Raw genomic sequence first — 15,206 nt, 5'->3', positions numbered from 1 at the left:
CTTGCGTGGGGGGGAGGAGGGTGAAGTCGCTTACTTGGATGTTCCTACGAACGAATCACGCCATGCGCAGATGGATTCAGTATGAACATATGAACGGACCAAACGCTATCTCCGCGCGTAGACCCGCTGGCGGGCATGAGTAGGCTGTGCGGTATGAGCAGCAGCGAGCCCGGCAACCCCGACAACACGGCCGGCACCACCGGCACGGCCCGGCCGACCGAGGGCACGGCGACACCGTTGCGCGAGGCACCGGCGCCGCTGGAGGCCAACGACGTCGCGACCGTCACCATCGGCACCGTCGTCTGGTTCGCGCTCTTCGTCGTGCAGCTGCCCTTCTACGGCTGGTACGCCGACCACGGGCACGCGTGGCTCATCTGGACCTGCCTGGCCGGCGGCGGCCTCGGCCTGATCGGCCTCTGGTATGTCCGCGCCCGCCGGGACGCGATCGCCCGGTCCAGGGCCGCCGAGCAGACGGGCGAGCCGGAGCACGCCGAGCGCGCCTGACCTCCGCCTCCGGGCGTACGCCCACCCCGGGACATCCCGGAGACGCCGGGGCTCGCGACGCGTCCGTGACGATCGACACGTACCGTCGAACTCATGACGGACCGCATGGGGACTCAGGCGCGGGACGCGGCGGGCGCCGTGCCGCCGGCGCTGCGGGGGCTGACGGGCGCCGAGGTCGCGGAACGGGTGGCGCGGGGCGAGGTCAACGACGTCCCGGTGACCTCCTCGCGCTCGCTGGCCGAGATCGTGCGGTCGAACATCTTCACCCGCTTCAACGCCATCATCGGCGTGCTCTTCCTCATCATCCTGGTGGTCGGCCCGCTCCAGGACGGGCTCTTCGGCTTCGTGATCATCGCCAACACCGGCATCGGGATCTTCCAGGAGTGGCGCGCCAAGAAGACCCTGGACGGCCTGGCCGTCATCGGCGAGGCCAGACCGGTGGTCCGCCGGGACGGCGTCGCGACGCGCGTCCCCACCTCCGGGATCGTCCTCGGCGACCTGGTGGAGCTCGGGCCCGGCGACAAGGTGGTGGTCGACGGCGAGGTCGCCGAGGCCGAGAACCTGGAGATCGACGAGTCCCTGCTCACCGGTGAGGCCGACCCGGTGGTCAAGCACCCCGGCGACCCCGTGATGTCCGGCAGCTTCGTCGTCGCCGGCGGCGGCGCGTTCACCGCCACCAAGGTCGGCCGGGAGGCCTACGCCGCGCAACTGGCCGAGGAGGCCAGCCGCTTCACCCTCGTCCACTCCGAACTGCGCAGCGGCATCAGCCAGATCCTCAAGTACGTGACCTGGATGATGGTCCCGACCGCGATCGGCCTCATCGTCAGCCAGCTGGTACTGGAGGGCGACGACTGGCGCGAGGCCGTCCGCCGCATGGTCGGCGGCATCGTGCCGATGGTCCCCGAGGGGCTGGTGCTGCTGACCTCGGTGGCCTTCGCGATCGGGGTGGTCCGGCTGGGCCGCAAGCAGTGCCTGGTGCAGGAACTGCCCGCGATCGAAGGGCTCGCCCGCGTCGACGTGGTGTGCCTCGACAAGACCGGCACGCTCACCGAGGGCGGCATGGACGTCTCCGGACTGCGCATGCTCGACGGCCTCCCCGAGCCCTACGTACGGCAGGTCCTCGGCGCGGTCAGCGCCTCCGACCCGCGGCCCAACCCCACGCTCGCCGCCGTCGCCGAGGCCTTTCCCGCCCCGGGCGACGGCTGGCACGTCACGGAAGCGCTGCCGTTCTCCTCCGCCCGCAAGTTCAGCGGCGCCGCGTTCACCGGGCCGGACGGCGACAGCAGCACCTGGCTGCTCGGCGCCCCCGACGTGCTGCTCCCCGGCGGCGACCGCGCCCTCGCCGAGATCGACGACCTCAACGCCAAGGGACTGCGCGTCCTGCTGCTCGCCCGCGCCCGCAAGGGGCTGGCCGACTCAGCGGTCACGGCCTCCGTCACCCCGGCCGCGCTGGTCGTGCTGGAGCAGCGGCTGCGCCCCGACGCGGGGGACACGCTGCGCTACTTCGCCGAGCAGCAGGTGCAGGCCAAGGTCATCTCCGGCGACAACGCGGTCTCGGTCGGCGCGGTCGCGGGCAAGCTGGGCCTGCCCGGCGCCCAGGCCCCGGTGGACGCCCGCGGGCTGCCGGCCGACCGCGGCGAGATGGCGGCCGTCCTGGACCGCGGCACGGTCTTCGGGCGCGTCACGCCGCAGCAGAAGCGGGACATGGTGGCGGCGCTCCAGTCGCGCGGCCACAACGTCGCGATGACCGGCGACGGGGTCAACGACGTGCTCGCGCTCAAGGACGCCGACATCGGGGTCGCCATGGGATCCGGCTCCGAGGCCACCCGGGCCGTCGCGCAGATCGTGCTGCTGAACAACAGCTTCGCGACCCTGCCCTCGGTCGTCGCCGAGGGCCGCCGCGTCATCGGCAACATCACGCGGGTCGCGACGCTGTTCCTCACCAAGACCGTCTACTCGGTGCTGCTCGCCCTGCTGGTGGTCATCTGGCACGCCCCGTACCCGTTCCTGCCCCGGCACCTGACGCTGCTGTCCACCCTGACCATCGGCGTCCCCGCCTTCTTCCTGGCCCTGGCCCCCAACAAGGAGCGGGCCAAACCGCAGTTCGTACGGCGGGTGATGCGGTACTCGCTGCCCGCCGGGGTGATCGCGGGCGTCGCCACCTTCGTGACGTACATGCTGGCCCGCCACCACTACCAGGGGGCCGGCGCGCTCGACGCCGAGACCAGCGCGGCCACGCTGACCCTGTTCCTCATCGCCATGTGGGTGCTGGCCATCGTCGCCCGCCCCTACACCTGGTGGCGGATCGTGCTGGTCCTCGCCATGGGCGCGGCCTTCCTCGTCGTCCTGGCCGTCCCCTGGCTCCAGGACTTCTTCGCCCTGCGCCTCGTCGGCACCCAGGGGCCCTGGACCGCCGTCGCCGTGGCGGTCGCGGCGTCGGCGGTGCTGGAAGTGGTGTGGCGCCGGGTGGCCCGGGCGGACGCCTGAGGCCCCCGCCGGTACACCCGGCGCCCCGACGTCACTTGACGTCGACGTAGTCCGCGGCGGCGGAGACCGCGGCGGTGGTGGTGCTGCCGGTGTAGACGTAGCGCCAGTAGCCGTCCTTGGCCGCCTTGACCGTGGTCTTCAGCGCGCCCGTCTTGCTCGACGTGACGGTCTTGACGTTGACGAACTTCGTCGTGCCCGCCTTGCGGAACTGGAGCACGGCCTTCTGGCCGACGAAGGCGGTGTACTTCGCCGTCTTCCAGTCGGCACGGGTCAGCGAACCGGTGACGGTGAGGGTCTTGCCCTTCTTGACCGGCTCGGGCGCGGCGTTGACCGTCAGCTTCGTGGCACGCAGCACCTTGGTGGTGGCGGCCTTGTCCTTGCTGACGACGCCCGCGCCCGTGTCGAGGTCGGCGTCCTTCGGGATCACGACGCCGTAGGCGTACCAGGTACCGGCCGCGGCGTTGCTGCCGAGGTCGCGCTTGGCGTTGACCTTGAAGGTCACGGTGCAGGTCGAGGTCGTGCTGTTCACGGCCTTGCACACCGGGTCGGCGTCCGTGGTCTCGAGCTCGTCGCCCGCGGCGTTGTGCAGGAAGGCGATACCCGCGAGAGCGATCCCGGAGTCGTCGCTGGCCGTGAGCGAGGCCGTGAAGGTCTTGTTGGCCGTGCCCAGCACGATGGGCTTGCCACCGTTGATCACGACCTTGCCGATCGTGGCCGCCTTGGCCGTGTCGGCGCTGGCCGCCGGAACAGCCAGAACGGAAAGAGCCGCAGCCGTGCCGAGCACGACCGCGGCGGTACGTATACGCATGTGTCCCCACATTGTGGAACGAGGGGCATGGCCCCGAGTGAACGCCGAGAATGGCGGTCGCATCGTATACACGTCCGATTCGGCTCGCGGAAACCGGGGGGCCCCGGACTCAGTCGAACCAGCGGTCGCGGGCCAGCTCCTCCGTGCGGGACTCGTCCTCCAGCAGCGCGGCCACCTCGAAGCGGCGCTGCCAGGCGCCGGCCGCCCAGGACAGGCCGGCGGCGACGCCTTCGAGGGTGGCGGCGTGCAGGGTGCCGTCGATCCAGCGCCAGTCGAGTGCGACGCGGGTGCCGTCGGGGCCCTCGACGACGAGCTCCTCGTGCTCGATGTACGTCAGGGGCGCGCCGGGCAGCAGCTCGCGCACCGCCTCGGCGACGTCGTGGGGCTCGCCCTCGGAGACGACGGGGGCGGCGAAGGCCTCGCTGAGCCGGCGCACCTGGAACAGTTCGGCGAGGGCGGCGGCACGCACCGGCGGCACGGGCAGCAGCGGGCGGCCCGCGGCGAGCGGCAGCAGGTCGGGAGCGTCGGCCACCAGGGCGTCGGAGGCCTCGACGATCTCCGGGTACCGGCTGTCCACGACCGCGCGCAGGTCGTCGGGCAGCGTCACCTGCTCGGGGTCGAGGGCGGCCAGCTCCGCATAGAGCCGGTGCAGCTGGGCCGGGGTGACGGTGCGGCGCGGGTCGACGAGCCGGGCGAGCAGCTCGGCGGCGCCGCCGGGTTCGTCGACCAGGGCCGCGGCGGAGGTGCGCACACCGAGGGCGCGCAGCACCTGGTCGTCGACGGCGCCGGCCTCGGCCTCGTCGTACAGCCCGGCGAGCAGCGGGTCGCTGCCCGCGGCACGCAGGCCGACCGGGCGCCGCCCGTCCAGGACGGGATGGTCGCGCAGCCACCAGGCGGTGTACGGGCTCACCGACTCCGTCGTGCCGTCGGGCAGCAGCACCCGCACCGGCTGGGTGATCGCGTCGCGCAGCGGCGGAACGGAGAGCATGGCGAGCGCCTGCGGCCAGGCGTCGTCGTCGACGAGGTCGAGGTCGCGGACGGCGACGATCTCGGTGGCGACCGGCGGCACGTCGGTGTCCGGCAGCTGGTCGAGGACGTCCTCGCACCACACGTCGACCGCGTCGAGCAGACCGGCGTCGTCCGGCTCGGCCCAGTCGCTCTCCCGGGGCTCCAGCTCGTCCGGGTCGAGCACCACGTCGGTGGCGCGGACCAGGGCGAAGGTGGCCAGCACGCCGACCGCGGTCAGCGGCTGTTCACCCCAACGGGAGGCCAGATCCTGGTCCACGGCGGCGAGTTCACCCTCGCGGATGACCTGTTCGAAGGCGCTGCCGGGCAGGACGAGCTCGCCGGCGGGGGCGAGTTCGCCCTCGTCGTCGGTGAGGGCGAGCGCCGAGAGCCACGGCTCGTCCCCGGGGGCGAGGTTCGCGGCGCGGACGAGACCGAGGACGACCTCGGCCAACTCCTCGGGGTCCAGGGCGTTGTCGTCCCAGACCTCGTCGGCCTCCAGGGAACCCGCCACCGCGGCCCGCACCTGGGGGGTCGTCAGGACCGCGCGGGGGGTCGCCGGCGTGGCGCCGAGCTTCTCCAGCAGCGGGTGCGTGGCGTCCGGGTCGGCCACCTTCAGTCCCAGCCGGGCCAGTTCGGAGGCCGCGGGCAGGGCGGTGCCGGCCGCGGCCTGGTCCCCGTCCCCGTACACGCTGTCCATCTCGGGCAGCGGCAGCAGCACTTGGCGCGGGCCGACGACCGTACGCCGGTCCGCGAGCGGCACCGGCAGACCGCTGAGGCGGTCCGGATCGGTGCCGGCCAGCGAGTCGTAGAGCCTGCGCCACCAGGGCGCGGGGCGCTCCACGCCGGCGAGGCGGTCGATGGCGTCGCCCAGCGGCAGCCGCGCCACGCCGAGCACACGCAGCTCGGGGCGGCGCTCCAGGCCGGGGGGCAGCAGCGTCGGGAAGACCTCGGCCAGCACACGGACGGTCTCCGCCCCCGCGCCCTCGACGACCTCGGCCTCCACCGGGCGCAGCGCGGCCGGCAGGCTGTCCTCCTCGTCCGGGCCGGCCGACACGTCCGCCGCGCGCGGCAGGAACGCGGTACGCGGCAGCAGCTCCAGCACCCGGCGGCGCAGCTCCGCGTCCAGCTCGCCCTTGCCGAGCGGGCCGGGTACGAGGTCCACGATGCCCGGACCGACCGGTCGCCAGTCGGCCAGCAGCCGCACCAGCGCCTCGGCGGCCCGGCCCACCAGGAACGCGGTCAGCGGGCCCGGCGCGGCGTGCCGCCGGGTCGGGTCCAGCGGGAGTGAGGCGATCAGCAGCGCGGGCAGGCCCAGCGGCTCGTCCGTGGGCGTCGGCGCGTGGACGAACGGCGCGGTGCGCGGGCGCTCCGGCTCCCCCTCGACACCCACGGGCACGGCCCAGGTCACCGACCACACCGGGCGCAGCCGCTCCTCGACCGGCCGGTCGGCCAGCAGCGCCGGGTCCAGCTCGCCGGCGTCGGTCACGGTGCGCCAGCGGGTCGTGCCGTTCGCGCTGTCGTCGATCACGGTGAGGCCGTCGTCCGTGCGGCGGGTCAGCGTGCGCACGCCCTCCGGCGTCTCCACGACGACCTCGCCGAGGCCCGGGAGGGTCAGCAGCAGCGCGTCGTCGATCGAGGCGAGCAGGCGGCCGGCCAGGTCGGCGGCCGCGCCGTCGCGCAGCGGCAGCACCACGACGGTGTCGTAGCCGTCCGGCGCGGTGCCCTCGGCGGGCAGCGGGAGCCGCAGCACCGGCACGTGGCCGTCACGGCGGCGCAGCTCGTCGGTGAGTCCCGGGGAACGGCCGCCGGTCTCGTTCGCCAGGTCACGGGCCTCGGCCAGCGACCACCGCACGCCGCCGGAGCGGCTGAGGATCGCGGGCTCGTCGGAGACCGCGAGCACGGCGGAGAAGCCGACGCCGAAACGTCCGACGACCGCGGCGGCGTCGCCCGGCTCGCGCTTGGCGCTGGCGCGCAGCGTCGACAGGGACTCCACGCCGACGGCGTCCAGATGGGCACCGGTGTTGGCGGCGGCGAGCACGCCCTCCCGCAGCGTCAGCCGCAGGCGGCCCGGCACGCCGGCGCGGATCGCGGCGTCCGCGGCGTTCTGGGCCAGCTCCACGACGAGGCGGTCGCGGTAGCCGCCGAGGGCGAGGTCCTCCTCCGCGTTCGCGTCCTCACGGAACCGGGCGGGCGACGCCGCCCACGCGTCCAGCACGGCCCGTCGCAGCCGGCCCGTCCCGAACGGATCTGCGCCCCGGTCCATCGCGGTCCCGCTCACGTCGCCTCTTCCCCTCACGGATACGTCTGTGAGCCCGACGCTACCGTGGCTCGGCCGCCACGCACGCCCCCGTCTTTCCCCGCCCGCCCACCCTCCCGTGTGCCCCGTGAAGTCAGTGACCCCGGCGCGCGTGTGGTGGGGGCCGGGTGCGGGGCCTCCGGGGCTGGGCATTCTGGACAGCACATTTCGGTGCCTCGGGCGCTCTCAACTGATCACCCCGGGTCATGCACCCAAATATGCTCCACAGTCCAGAACGCCCACCCCTACGACCCCGCCCCCTCCGTAGGTTGTCGCGCCTGATCCCCGGTGGGGGGTGGAAGCGGACCGTGCCTGGGGCCGCCCGTTGGCGCAGCGCGGTCCGAGGGGGCCAGCCATCGCGCGACAGGCCGCCGGGGCAAGAGTGAGGCGACCGAGGTCACCCGGACCGCTTCACGATGGCGTCCCGCCAGGTGGTGTAGGGGATCAAGGCGCCGGAATCCGCAGGCCAGGGACGGTGGCTCCCCCAGTCGGGGACTTCAACCTGCCTCACCGGCAAGCTTCGTGGGCTGCCGCATCTACGGAGATCGCCATGGGCCTCGTACCGGAACCCGTAACGCTTGATCCCCTACACCACGTCGTGGGACACGACCCCGCTTCATCCCCCCACCGGCGCGGTCCGCGGGGCCAGCCCTCTCGCGGCAGGCCGAGGGGGCGGAGTCAGGCGACCGGGGTCACCCGGACCGCCCCATACCCCCCACCGGGGATCAGGCGCATATGGAGACGGAGGGGGCGGGGTCGGAGGGGTGGATGTTCTGGACGGTGCGGGATATTTGTGCGCACCATCCGGGCAGGGACGGGATCAGCAGGTGCTGGAAACGCGCGTAAATATCCCAGTCCAGGACGTGCAGCCCCGGAGGCCCCGCACCCGGCCCACCCCCGCACGCGCGCCGGGGCGCCCAGACTTCACAGGGCACACGGGCGGGCGGGCGGGGAAGAAACCTCCCCGGACAGCCGGCGCAGCGGGCTAGCTGTGGCCCAGCTCCTCCTGGGGGGTCGTCTCCTCGACGGACCCCTGCCGGTCCGGGTGCAGCGGCAACGGCTCCACCGCCGTCTCGTCGAGGACGGGCGGCGCCGGCCTCGGCGTCTTCGGCATGACCGCGGCCTCGGAGTGGGCACCGCACCCGTAGCCGAGGGAGACGACGCGGCCGTCTGCGGGCGCGAACTCGTTGGCGCAGACACCGAAGGCCTGCCGGAGGGACCCCGCGAGGGGGACGAGGAAGCCGCAGGAGACGCACTGGGCGGGGGCGGACTGTGCCATGGGCGCCTTGGGGCCGTACTCGTCCTCCCAGCGGTCCGCGGCGACGTGCAGCCCGTAGCGGGAGAGCACGCGCGGGCGGCCCATGCCGATCTCCTCCGCGACCGCGGCGATCGTCCCGACGGTGGGCGCCATCGGCAGCAGCGCCGGCGGGCCGGCGGAGACCTCGGCGTCCTCGGCCTCGACGAGCTCGGCCATCTCGTCGGAGATGGGGGAGTTCGGCGGCGGGACGTCCTCGCCGGAGAAGCCGGGTTCGAGGCGCAGGTCGTCGGCGTCGGTGGGCAGGAGGTCGCCGGGGCCGAGGTCGCCGGGGCGCAGGCGCTCGCTCCAGGGCACCCATTCGGGGGCGAGGACGGCGTCCGGGCCGGGCAGCAGCACGGTCTCGTCGAGCGTCACGGCCTTGGCCCGGGAGGCGCGGGTGAGGGTGACCGCCCACCGCCAGCCCCGGTAGCCCGCATCGCGGCAGTCGAAGAGGTGGGTGACGACACGCTCGCCCTCGGCCACCGCTCCGAGGTGTTCGCCGACCGCCTCGGGGCCGAAGGCCTCGACGGCCGCCCCGAAGGCGACGTCGACCGCTTCGGCGCACACGCGGTCAGGGGTACGGCTTCGCATCGCAGCACTCACAAGAATCGATTCTCTCCTACGCCGTTTCACGCGTGCGCCGCCGAGCATCGGGCGGGCGGTGGCGGAGCGGACCCGAGGACCGCTTCAACGCTGCCGGCCCGAACGAACCCGGGCGCACCTGTTGACTCCATTCTGCGCGATCGCACGCTATCGGTGCGCACCCCGTTCGGAAAGCCGCCCGGTAGGGCAGACTGGCCAGCGTGGCACGCACAGTGACGTCCGGCCCCGGTCCGGTCCGCAGGGCGGGGACCGCTGTCGCGCGTGCCGCGCAGCGTACGTCGGGCGCCGTGGTGCGCCGTGTCCGGCGCCACACACACGCCGGAGGCGCGGGCGAGTCGGGCCTGGCGAAGCTGATCGAGTTGCACGCGGTGAACAGCGCGGGCGACATGCTGATCACGGTCGCGCTCGCCAGCACGATCTTTTTCTCGGTGCCGACGGGCGAGGCCCGCGGGCGGGTCGCCCTCTACCTGCTGGTGACGATGGCGCCGTTCGCCCTCCTCGCGCCGGTCATCGGCCCGCTGCTGGACCGGGTGCCGCACGGGCGGCGCGCGGCGATGGCGGTGTCGATGCTCGTACGGGCGATCCTCGCCTGGACGATGGCGAGCGTGGTGGCGACGGCGGGGCTGGAGCTGTACCCGGCCGCGCTGGGGGTGCTGGTCGCCTCGAAGGCGTACGGGGTGGTGCGCAGCGCGGTCGTGCCGCGTCTGCTGCCGGCCCGGACGACGCTGGTGAAGGCGAACTCGCGGGTGACGCTGGCCGGGCTGCTGGCCACGGCCGCCGCCGCGCCGATCGGCGGTCTGCTGCATCTGCTGGGGCCGGGCGCGCCGCTGTACGGGGCCTTCGTGGTCTTCGCCTGCGGCACCCTGCTGTCCTTCTCGCTCCCCCACAAGGTCGATTCCGCCAAGGGCGAGGCGCGTGCGGAGCTCACGGCGGGCGCGGCGGCCACGGCCGGCGGGCCCTTCCTGGACGAGGAGGGCAGGCGGCCGGGCAAGGGGCGGCGGCCCGGCCTGGGCAGCGTCGGCGGTCCCGTGCTGCACGCCCTGCAGGCGAACGCGGCGCTGCGCGCGCTGTCCGGCTTCCTGACGCTCTTCCTCGCGTTCCTGCTGCGCGACCACCCGCTCGGCGGCCTGTCCGGCCCGGTCTCGCTCGGTGTCGCCGCCGTCTCCGCGGGTGTGGGCAACGCCTTCGGCACGGCGCTGGGCTCGTGGCTGCGGGACCGCGGCCCGGAGCGGATCATCATGTTCGCGCTGGTCGGCGCACTGACGGCGACGTGCGTGGCGGCTGCCCGGTACGGGCTGCTGACGATCGCGCTGGTCGCGACCGCCGCCGGTGTCGCCCAGGCGCTGAGCAAGCTCTCCCTGGACGCGATGATCCAGCGCGACGTGCCCGAGGAGGTGCGCACCTCGGCCTTCGCCCGGTCCGAGACCGCGCTGCAGCTCGCGTGGGTGATCGGCGGTGCCATCGGCATCGTGCTGCCGCTCAACGGCACCCTCGGGATGTCCGTGGCCGCCTGCCTGGTCGCCGTCGGCTTCTCGTTCTCGGTCCGCGGCCTGGTCTCCGCCTCGCGCGGCCGGGCGACGCGCCCCCGGACGGTGTAAAGGGCCTGGCGTTTTCGGCGGCAGCCGTGTGCCGCGGCGGGCCGGGCGCCGGCCGGGTGGCGAAAACCCGAGGTGGCGGGGACACGAGGCGACCCCCGCGCAGCGCGGACGCGGCCGCCCGGTAGCCTCACCCCCATGAGCATTCGCCGCCGTGCCGCCGCCCTCGGTGCCGTGTCCCTCGGGCTTCTCGCCCTTTCCGCCTGCGAGAAGCCGACGCCCCTGGCGACCGTCACCGTCGGCGGCGATACCGTGACCACCGAGGCAACCGCCGACTGTTACGCCGATGGTGACAAGCTGTCGGAGAAGGTCTTCCTGGCCTGCCTGAACGGCACGCCGAAGAAGACGCTCACGGTGCACGCCGGGGACAAGGTGCGGGTCGGTGTCGACCCGGCGATCGGCGAGAAGGGCTGGATCGTCGCGAGCGGCACCTCCGGCAAGTCCGGACTGCTGAAGGACGTGACCTACCGCTCCTTCGACGCGGAGACGCTGTTCTCGGACGCCCAGACCGGGCAGACCGCCGACCAGATCACGCTGAACGTCATCGAGACCGCCGGTACCCAGCAGTATCTGGGCGTCTGGCAGTTCAAGCTGAAGATGGCGGACTGACCGGCGCGCCGCGGATGACTCCCCGCCTTCTGGTCGTCACCGCCGTAGCGGCGGAACGGGACGCGGTCGTACGCGCCCTCAGCAGCCGACCCTCCGAGCACCCGCTGCCCGGCCGGCGGATGGCCCTGCGCACCCCGACGGCCACGGTCCTGGCCGCGGGCGTGGGCCCGGCGGCCGCTGCCGCCGGCACGGCCGCGGCGCTGGCCAGCGCCCCGTACGACCTGGTGGTGTCGGCCGGCATCGCCGGCGGGTTCGAGCCCGTCGCGCGGATCGGTTCGACCCTGGTCGCCGACGCGATCGTGGCGGCCGACCTCGGCGCCGAGGGACCCGAGGGCTTCATCCCGGTCGCGGAACTGGGCTACGGCACCTCCGCGCACCGGCCGCCGCCGGAACTGTCGCGGCGCGTCGCGGAGGCGCTCGGCGCCGAGTACGGACCGCTGCTGACCGTCTCCACCGTGACCGGCTCCGCCGAGCGGGCCGCCGAGCTGATCAAGCGGCACCCCGGCGCGGTGGGCGAGGCCATGGAGGGCTTCGGGGTCGCCGAGGCGGCCACGGCGCACCGGGTGCCGGTGCTGGAGATCCGCACCGTCGCCAATCCGGTCGGGCCGCGCGACCGCGCGTCCTGGCGGGTGCCCGACGCGCTCGACGCGCTCACGAAGGCGTTCACGCTCCTCAGGAAGCAGCCGGACCTGCTGGACGTTGGAGACCCGCATGAGTGAACCCGCCGCGCTGCGCATCGCCTACTCGCCCTGCCCCAACGACACGTTCGTCTTCCACGCCCTCGCGCACGGCCTCGTGCCCGACGCGCCGGACGTGGACGTGACGTTCGCGGACATCGACGTCACCAACGGCATGGCCGAGCGCGGAGAACTCGACGTGCTCAAAGTGTCCTACGCCGTGCTGCCGTACGTCCTCGACGAGTACGCGCTGCTGCCCGGCGGCGGCGCGCTCGGCCGGGGCTGCGGCCCGCTGGTGCTGACCGCCGAGGAGGGCTCCGGCAAGGGCGCCGACCTCAGCGGGCGCACGGTCGCGGTGCCGAGCGAGCGCTCGACGGCGTACCTGCTCTTCCGGCTCTGGGCGGCGGCCGAAGTGCCGGGCGGCGTGGGCGAGATCGTCGTCCTGCCGTTCCACGAGATCATGCCCGCGGTGCGCGACGGCCGGGTGGACGCGGGCCTGGTCATCCACGAGGCGCGCTTCACCTATCAGAACTACGGCCTGCACAAGCTCGCCGACATGGGCGAGCACTGGGAGCAGACCACCGGCCTGCCCATTCCGCTGGGCGCGATCATCGCCAAGCGCTCGCTGGGCGGGGACCGGCTGCGCGCACTCGCCGACGCGGTGCACACCTCCGTGCACATGGCCTGGGACGACCCGGACGCCTCCCGCTCCTACGTCATGGAGCACGCGCAGGAGATGGACCCGAAGGTGGCGGACCAGCACATCGGGCTGTACGTCAACGAGTTCACCTCGGCCCTCGGCGAGGACGGCTACGCGGCGATCCGCGGCCTGCTCACCCGGGCGGCGGCCGAGGGACTGGTACCGCCCCTCGGCCCCGGCGCGCTGGACTTCTGACGCCCGCTCCCGGTCGCCCGGTCAGCCGGGCGGCCGGCGGTTCGGTCAGACGTCGAGCTGGTCGGCGACGACCCGCAGCACGGACGCGATCTTGTGGCCGTGCTCCTTGTCCGGGTACCGGCCGCGCTGCAGCGAGCGGGCGACGTCCTCCAGCAGGGTCGTGAGGTCCTGGACGATCGGGGCCAGTTCGTCCGGCTTGCGGCGCTGGGCGGCGGCCACGGAGGGCGCGGGGTCGAGCAGGACCACCGAGAGGGCCTGGTCGCCACGCTGTCCGGCGACCACCCCGAACTCCACGCGCTGGCCCGGCTTGAGCACGGCGACCCCGTCCGGCAGCACGGAGGAGTGGACGAAGACGTCACCGCCGTCGTCGCGGGAGAGGAAGCCGAAGCCCTTCTCGCTGTTGAACCACTTCACCTTGCCGGTAGGCACGTCCGACCTCGTCCTCGCTGTAGAAGGAAAAAAGCACTTGGATAGCAAGACAGCGGGTCCCTTCGCAGACCCGCTGCCCCAAGGCTAATGGCCCCGGGGCGTGTGACAAGACGCCGTCGGCTTCTCTCCCCGGTGGTCGTCATCCGGCCGGTGCGCTGCGTCTTCCTCCCGCGATCTACCCTGGTGCGGTGAGTAACGAAACCCGGAAACCGGGCGATGTGCTGGTGCGCGTCGGCGGCGTGGTCTTCGCCGTCGGAGCGCTGGCCACACTCGCCACCGTGGCACCTCTCCTGCTCGGCTCCGACCCGCTGCCGACCGCCGCCTACCTGGTGTCCATGCTGATGGGCGTCGGCTTCGCCCTGGCGCTGGCCGGATTGCTGCGGTCGGCCCGCGCGCAGAGCCGTCAGGCCACGACGTCCGGGACGTAGCCGGCGAACCAGCCGGGGAACTCCGTCAGATCCGCCAGGACGACGTCCGCGCCCGCGGCGCGCAGTTCGTCTGCGCCGACCGGCCCGGTGGGGACGGCCACGGACAGCGCACCCGCCGTACGGGCCCCCACGACGTCGCCGACGTGGTCGCCGACGTAGACGGTCACCCCGTACTCGGTGAGGGCTTCGGCCTTCGCCTCGGCCCACAGTGAGCCGCGCAACGCGTCGACGGCGATGCCGAGGTGGTCCAGGTGCAGCCGGGCGTTCGGCGCGTGCTTCGCGGTGACCACGACGACCCGCCCGCCGCCCGCGCGCACGGCGGCCACCGCCTCCCGGGCACCGGGCAGGGCGGGCGTGGGGACGATCGCGTACTCGGGGTACAGCGCCCGGTAGCGGTCGGCCACCGCCGGGATGTCCTCGGCCGGGAACCAGTGGGCCAGTTCCAGCTCCAGGGGCGGCCCGAGGCGGGTGACGGCGAGCGCGGAGTCGATGGCGACGCCGGTCTCCCCGGAGAGGCGGTCGAAGGCGGCCTGGATGCCGGGGCGGGAGTCGATCAGGGTCATGTCGAGGTCGAAGCCGACGGTTATGGGCATAGCAGACACCCTAACCAGCGGCTAACGGCCCGAACGGCCCGCCCGGTGCCCCCGCCACAGCAGGAACAGCGCCGAGGCCACGGCCGCGACGCGGAGAACGACGGGGAAGGCGTCGCCGATCGCGTCCCTCATGTGCCCCTGCGGGATCGGCTCGCCCCAGCGGCCGTCGAGCCGCCCCCACAACCACACCAGGGTCCCCGCCGCCACCGCCCCGGGCAGGCCCAGCGCGGCGAACCGGGCCGCGCGGCGGGACAGCCGGCGGGAGGAGTACGCGAGCGCCCACCCGGCGAGCAGGGCGATCCAGGAACCGAGCACCGCCCCGGCGAGCAGCAGCAGCGCGGCCAGCGTCTCCAGCCACGCCGACGGCCGCCACGACCGCCTCCGCGGCGCCCCGGCCCGGCCGGACTTCCCCGGTTCCTCCTCCTGCTCCTGCTCCTGCTCCTCGTCCGGCTCCGGCTCGGATGCGGGCTCGGGGGGCGTCATCGGGATCGTCACCCCGCCCGTCATCCCGGGCAGCCCCGCCAGTTCGTCCCCCGGCACCACCGGACGCAACGCCGGCTGCCGCGCCTCCGCCAGCCGCCACCAGTCCGGCTCCACGGCGGGCTGCGGCGCCGACTGCGACGCCGGCTGCGGCTGCGGCTCACTGCGCTGATGCGGCAGCGCCGCGGCGTCCCGCACCACCTCGTCCGGCGACCCCAGCCGCTTCAGGATCCGCCGGACCGCCGCGGAACTGTCGCCGCGGCCGCGCTCGCGGTCGATGTCCTCCCGCAGCCGCGCCACCAGCTCCGCCCGGCGGGCCGCGGGCAGCGCCGTCTGCGCCAGGTCCCCCACCCTGCTCAGGTAATCCAGCACCAACCGGTCGCCCTCCGCACCCATGCCCCCGAAACTACCGCCTCGCCCCCGCCCGACACCTCGCGCAGCGGATCCCCGGGAGGCGAGGGAAGGGGATATGGACCGCGTCAGGGAGGGCCGCCGGG

The 15,206-nt window shown here is 73.9% G+C and carries 13 protein-coding genes; 7 read left to right on the top strand and 6 right to left on the bottom strand.

All coding sequences use genetic code 11. The annotated features are described in order from the left end of the window. The first annotated feature begins 153 nt into the window (after positions 1–153). Both ACIP98_RS02640 and ACIP98_RS02635 read left to right on the top strand, forming a co-directional pair. The gene (locus ACIP98_RS02640; protein ID WP_401973310.1) at positions 154–504 is read left to right on the top strand and encodes a DUF2530 domain-containing protein; all 351 of its coding nucleotides are present in this window, start codon (positions 154–156) and stop codon (positions 502–504) included. A gap of 93 nt (positions 505–597) precedes the next feature. Continuing rightward, complete coding sequence (locus tag ACIP98_RS02635; protein WP_401973308.1) at positions 598–2,991, top strand: HAD-IC family P-type ATPase; 2,394 nt, start codon at positions 598–600, stop codon at positions 2,989–2,991. A 31-nt stretch (positions 2,992–3,022) separates the two neighbouring features. Here the strand turns inward: ACIP98_RS02635 and ACIP98_RS02630 are convergent, their stop codons facing one another. The 3 genes from ACIP98_RS02630 to ACIP98_RS02620 all read right to left on the bottom strand — a co-directional run bounded on the left by ACIP98_RS02630 (position 3,023) and on the right by ACIP98_RS02620 (position 8,991). Continuing rightward, complete coding sequence (locus tag ACIP98_RS02630) at positions 3,023–3,799, bottom strand: calcium-binding protein (protein ID WP_401973306.1); 777 nt, start codon at positions 3,797–3,799, stop codon at positions 3,023–3,025. Positions 3,800–3,908: 109 nt separating this feature from the next. Beyond that, positions 3,909–7,070, bottom strand: a complete 3,162-nt coding sequence (locus tag ACIP98_RS02625; protein ID WP_401973442.1) for a sacsin N-terminal ATP-binding-like domain-containing protein — start codon at positions 7,068–7,070, stop codon at positions 3,909–3,911. A gap of 1,018 nt (positions 7,071–8,088) precedes the next feature. Then, a complete protein-coding gene (locus ACIP98_RS02620; RefSeq protein WP_319662978.1) occupies positions 8,089–8,991 on the bottom strand; it encodes a DUF3027 domain-containing protein in 903 nt (300 codons plus the stop codon). A gap of 212 nt (positions 8,992–9,203) precedes the next feature. Between ACIP98_RS02620 and ACIP98_RS02615 the strand changes: the two genes are divergently transcribed. The 4 genes from ACIP98_RS02615 (at position 9,204) to ACIP98_RS02600 (ending at position 12,779) form a co-directional block, all read left to right on the top strand. Continuing rightward, positions 9,204–10,601, top strand: a complete 1,398-nt coding sequence (locus ACIP98_RS02615) for an MFS transporter (RefSeq protein WP_401973304.1) — start codon at positions 9,204–9,206, stop codon at positions 10,599–10,601. A gap of 135 nt (positions 10,602–10,736) precedes the next feature. Continuing rightward, positions 10,737–11,207, top strand: a complete 471-nt coding sequence (locus tag ACIP98_RS02610; RefSeq protein WP_319662977.1) for a hypothetical protein — start codon at positions 10,737–10,739, stop codon at positions 11,205–11,207. A 14-nt stretch (positions 11,208–11,221) separates the two neighbouring features. Next, the gene (locus tag ACIP98_RS02605; protein WP_401973302.1) at positions 11,222–11,926 is read left to right on the top strand and encodes a futalosine hydrolase; all 705 of its coding nucleotides are present in this window, start codon (positions 11,222–11,224) and stop codon (positions 11,924–11,926) included. After that, a complete protein-coding gene (locus ACIP98_RS02600; RefSeq protein WP_319662975.1) occupies positions 11,919–12,779 on the top strand; it encodes a 1,4-dihydroxy-6-naphthoate synthase in 861 nt (286 codons plus the stop codon). Before ACIP98_RS02605 ends, ACIP98_RS02600 begins: the two co-directional genes overlap by 8 nt. Positions 12,780–12,824: 45 nt before the next feature. On the opposite strand, the gene ACIP98_RS02595 is transcribed toward ACIP98_RS02600, so the two are convergent. Then, positions 12,825–13,208: a cold-shock protein gene (locus ACIP98_RS02595; protein WP_319662974.1), complete on the bottom strand. Its 384-nt coding sequence runs from the start codon at positions 13,206–13,208 to the stop codon at positions 12,825–12,827. A 188-nt stretch (positions 13,209–13,396) separates the two neighbouring features. Between ACIP98_RS02595 and ACIP98_RS02590 the strand changes: the two genes are divergently transcribed. Next, positions 13,397–13,636, top strand: a complete 240-nt coding sequence (locus tag ACIP98_RS02590) for a hypothetical protein (RefSeq protein WP_319662973.1) — start codon at positions 13,397–13,399, stop codon at positions 13,634–13,636. On the opposite strand, the gene ACIP98_RS02585 is transcribed toward ACIP98_RS02590, so the two are convergent. After that, positions 13,612–14,229, bottom strand: a complete 618-nt coding sequence (locus ACIP98_RS02585) for a haloacid dehalogenase-like hydrolase (protein WP_319662972.1) — start codon at positions 14,227–14,229, stop codon at positions 13,612–13,614. The two genes, ACIP98_RS02590 and ACIP98_RS02585, sit on opposite strands and share 25 nt — an antisense overlap. A 21-nt stretch (positions 14,230–14,250) precedes the next feature. Then, positions 14,251–15,105, bottom strand: coding sequence for an HAAS signaling domain-containing protein (locus ACIP98_RS02580; RefSeq protein ID WP_319662971.1), 855 nt, complete (start codon positions 15,103–15,105; stop codon positions 14,251–14,253). Between the last annotated feature and the right edge of the window lie 101 nt (positions 15,106–15,206).

Origin of the sequence: Streptomyces sp. NPDC088354 (genome assembly GCF_044753585.1) — a bacterium.
Taxonomy (GTDB): domain Bacteria; phylum Actinomycetota; class Actinomycetes; order Streptomycetales; family Streptomycetaceae; genus Actinacidiphila.
The sequence above is the reverse complement of the archived record's forward strand: the minus strand, read 5'-3'. Positions and strand labels throughout refer to the sequence as shown.

Bases quoted from the DNA above. Each gene is read 5' to 3' on its own strand.
- ACIP98_RS02585 (WP_319662972.1), bottom strand. From the start codon at position 14,229: ATGCCCATAACCGTCGGCTTCGACCTCGACATGACCCTGATCGACTCC.
- ACIP98_RS02610 (WP_319662977.1), top strand. From the start codon at position 10,737: ATGAGCATTCGCCGCCGTGCCGCCGCCCTCGGTGCCGTGTCCCTCGGG.
- ACIP98_RS02640 (WP_401973310.1), top strand. From the start codon at position 154: ATGAGCAGCAGCGAGCCCGGCAACCCCGACAACACGGCCGGCACCACC.
- ACIP98_RS02620 (WP_319662978.1), bottom strand. From the start codon at position 8,991: ATGCGAAGCCGTACCCCTGACCGCGTGTGCGCCGAAGCGGTCGACGTC.
- ACIP98_RS02630 (WP_401973306.1), bottom strand. From the start codon at position 3,799: ATGCGTATACGTACCGCCGCGGTCGTGCTCGGCACGGCTGCGGCTCTT.
- ACIP98_RS02635 (WP_401973308.1), top strand. From the start codon at position 598: ATGACGGACCGCATGGGGACTCAGGCGCGGGACGCGGCGGGCGCCGTG.
- ACIP98_RS02605 (WP_401973302.1), top strand. From the start codon at position 11,222: ATGACTCCCCGCCTTCTGGTCGTCACCGCCGTAGCGGCGGAACGGGAC.
- ACIP98_RS02600 (WP_319662975.1), top strand. From the start codon at position 11,919: ATGAGTGAACCCGCCGCGCTGCGCATCGCCTACTCGCCCTGCCCCAAC.
- ACIP98_RS02625 (WP_401973442.1), bottom strand. From the start codon at position 7,070: ATGGACCGGGGCGCAGATCCGTTCGGGACGGGCCGGCTGCGACGGGCC.
- ACIP98_RS02580 (WP_319662971.1), bottom strand. From the start codon at position 15,105: ATGGGTGCGGAGGGCGACCGGTTGGTGCTGGATTACCTGAGCAGGGTG.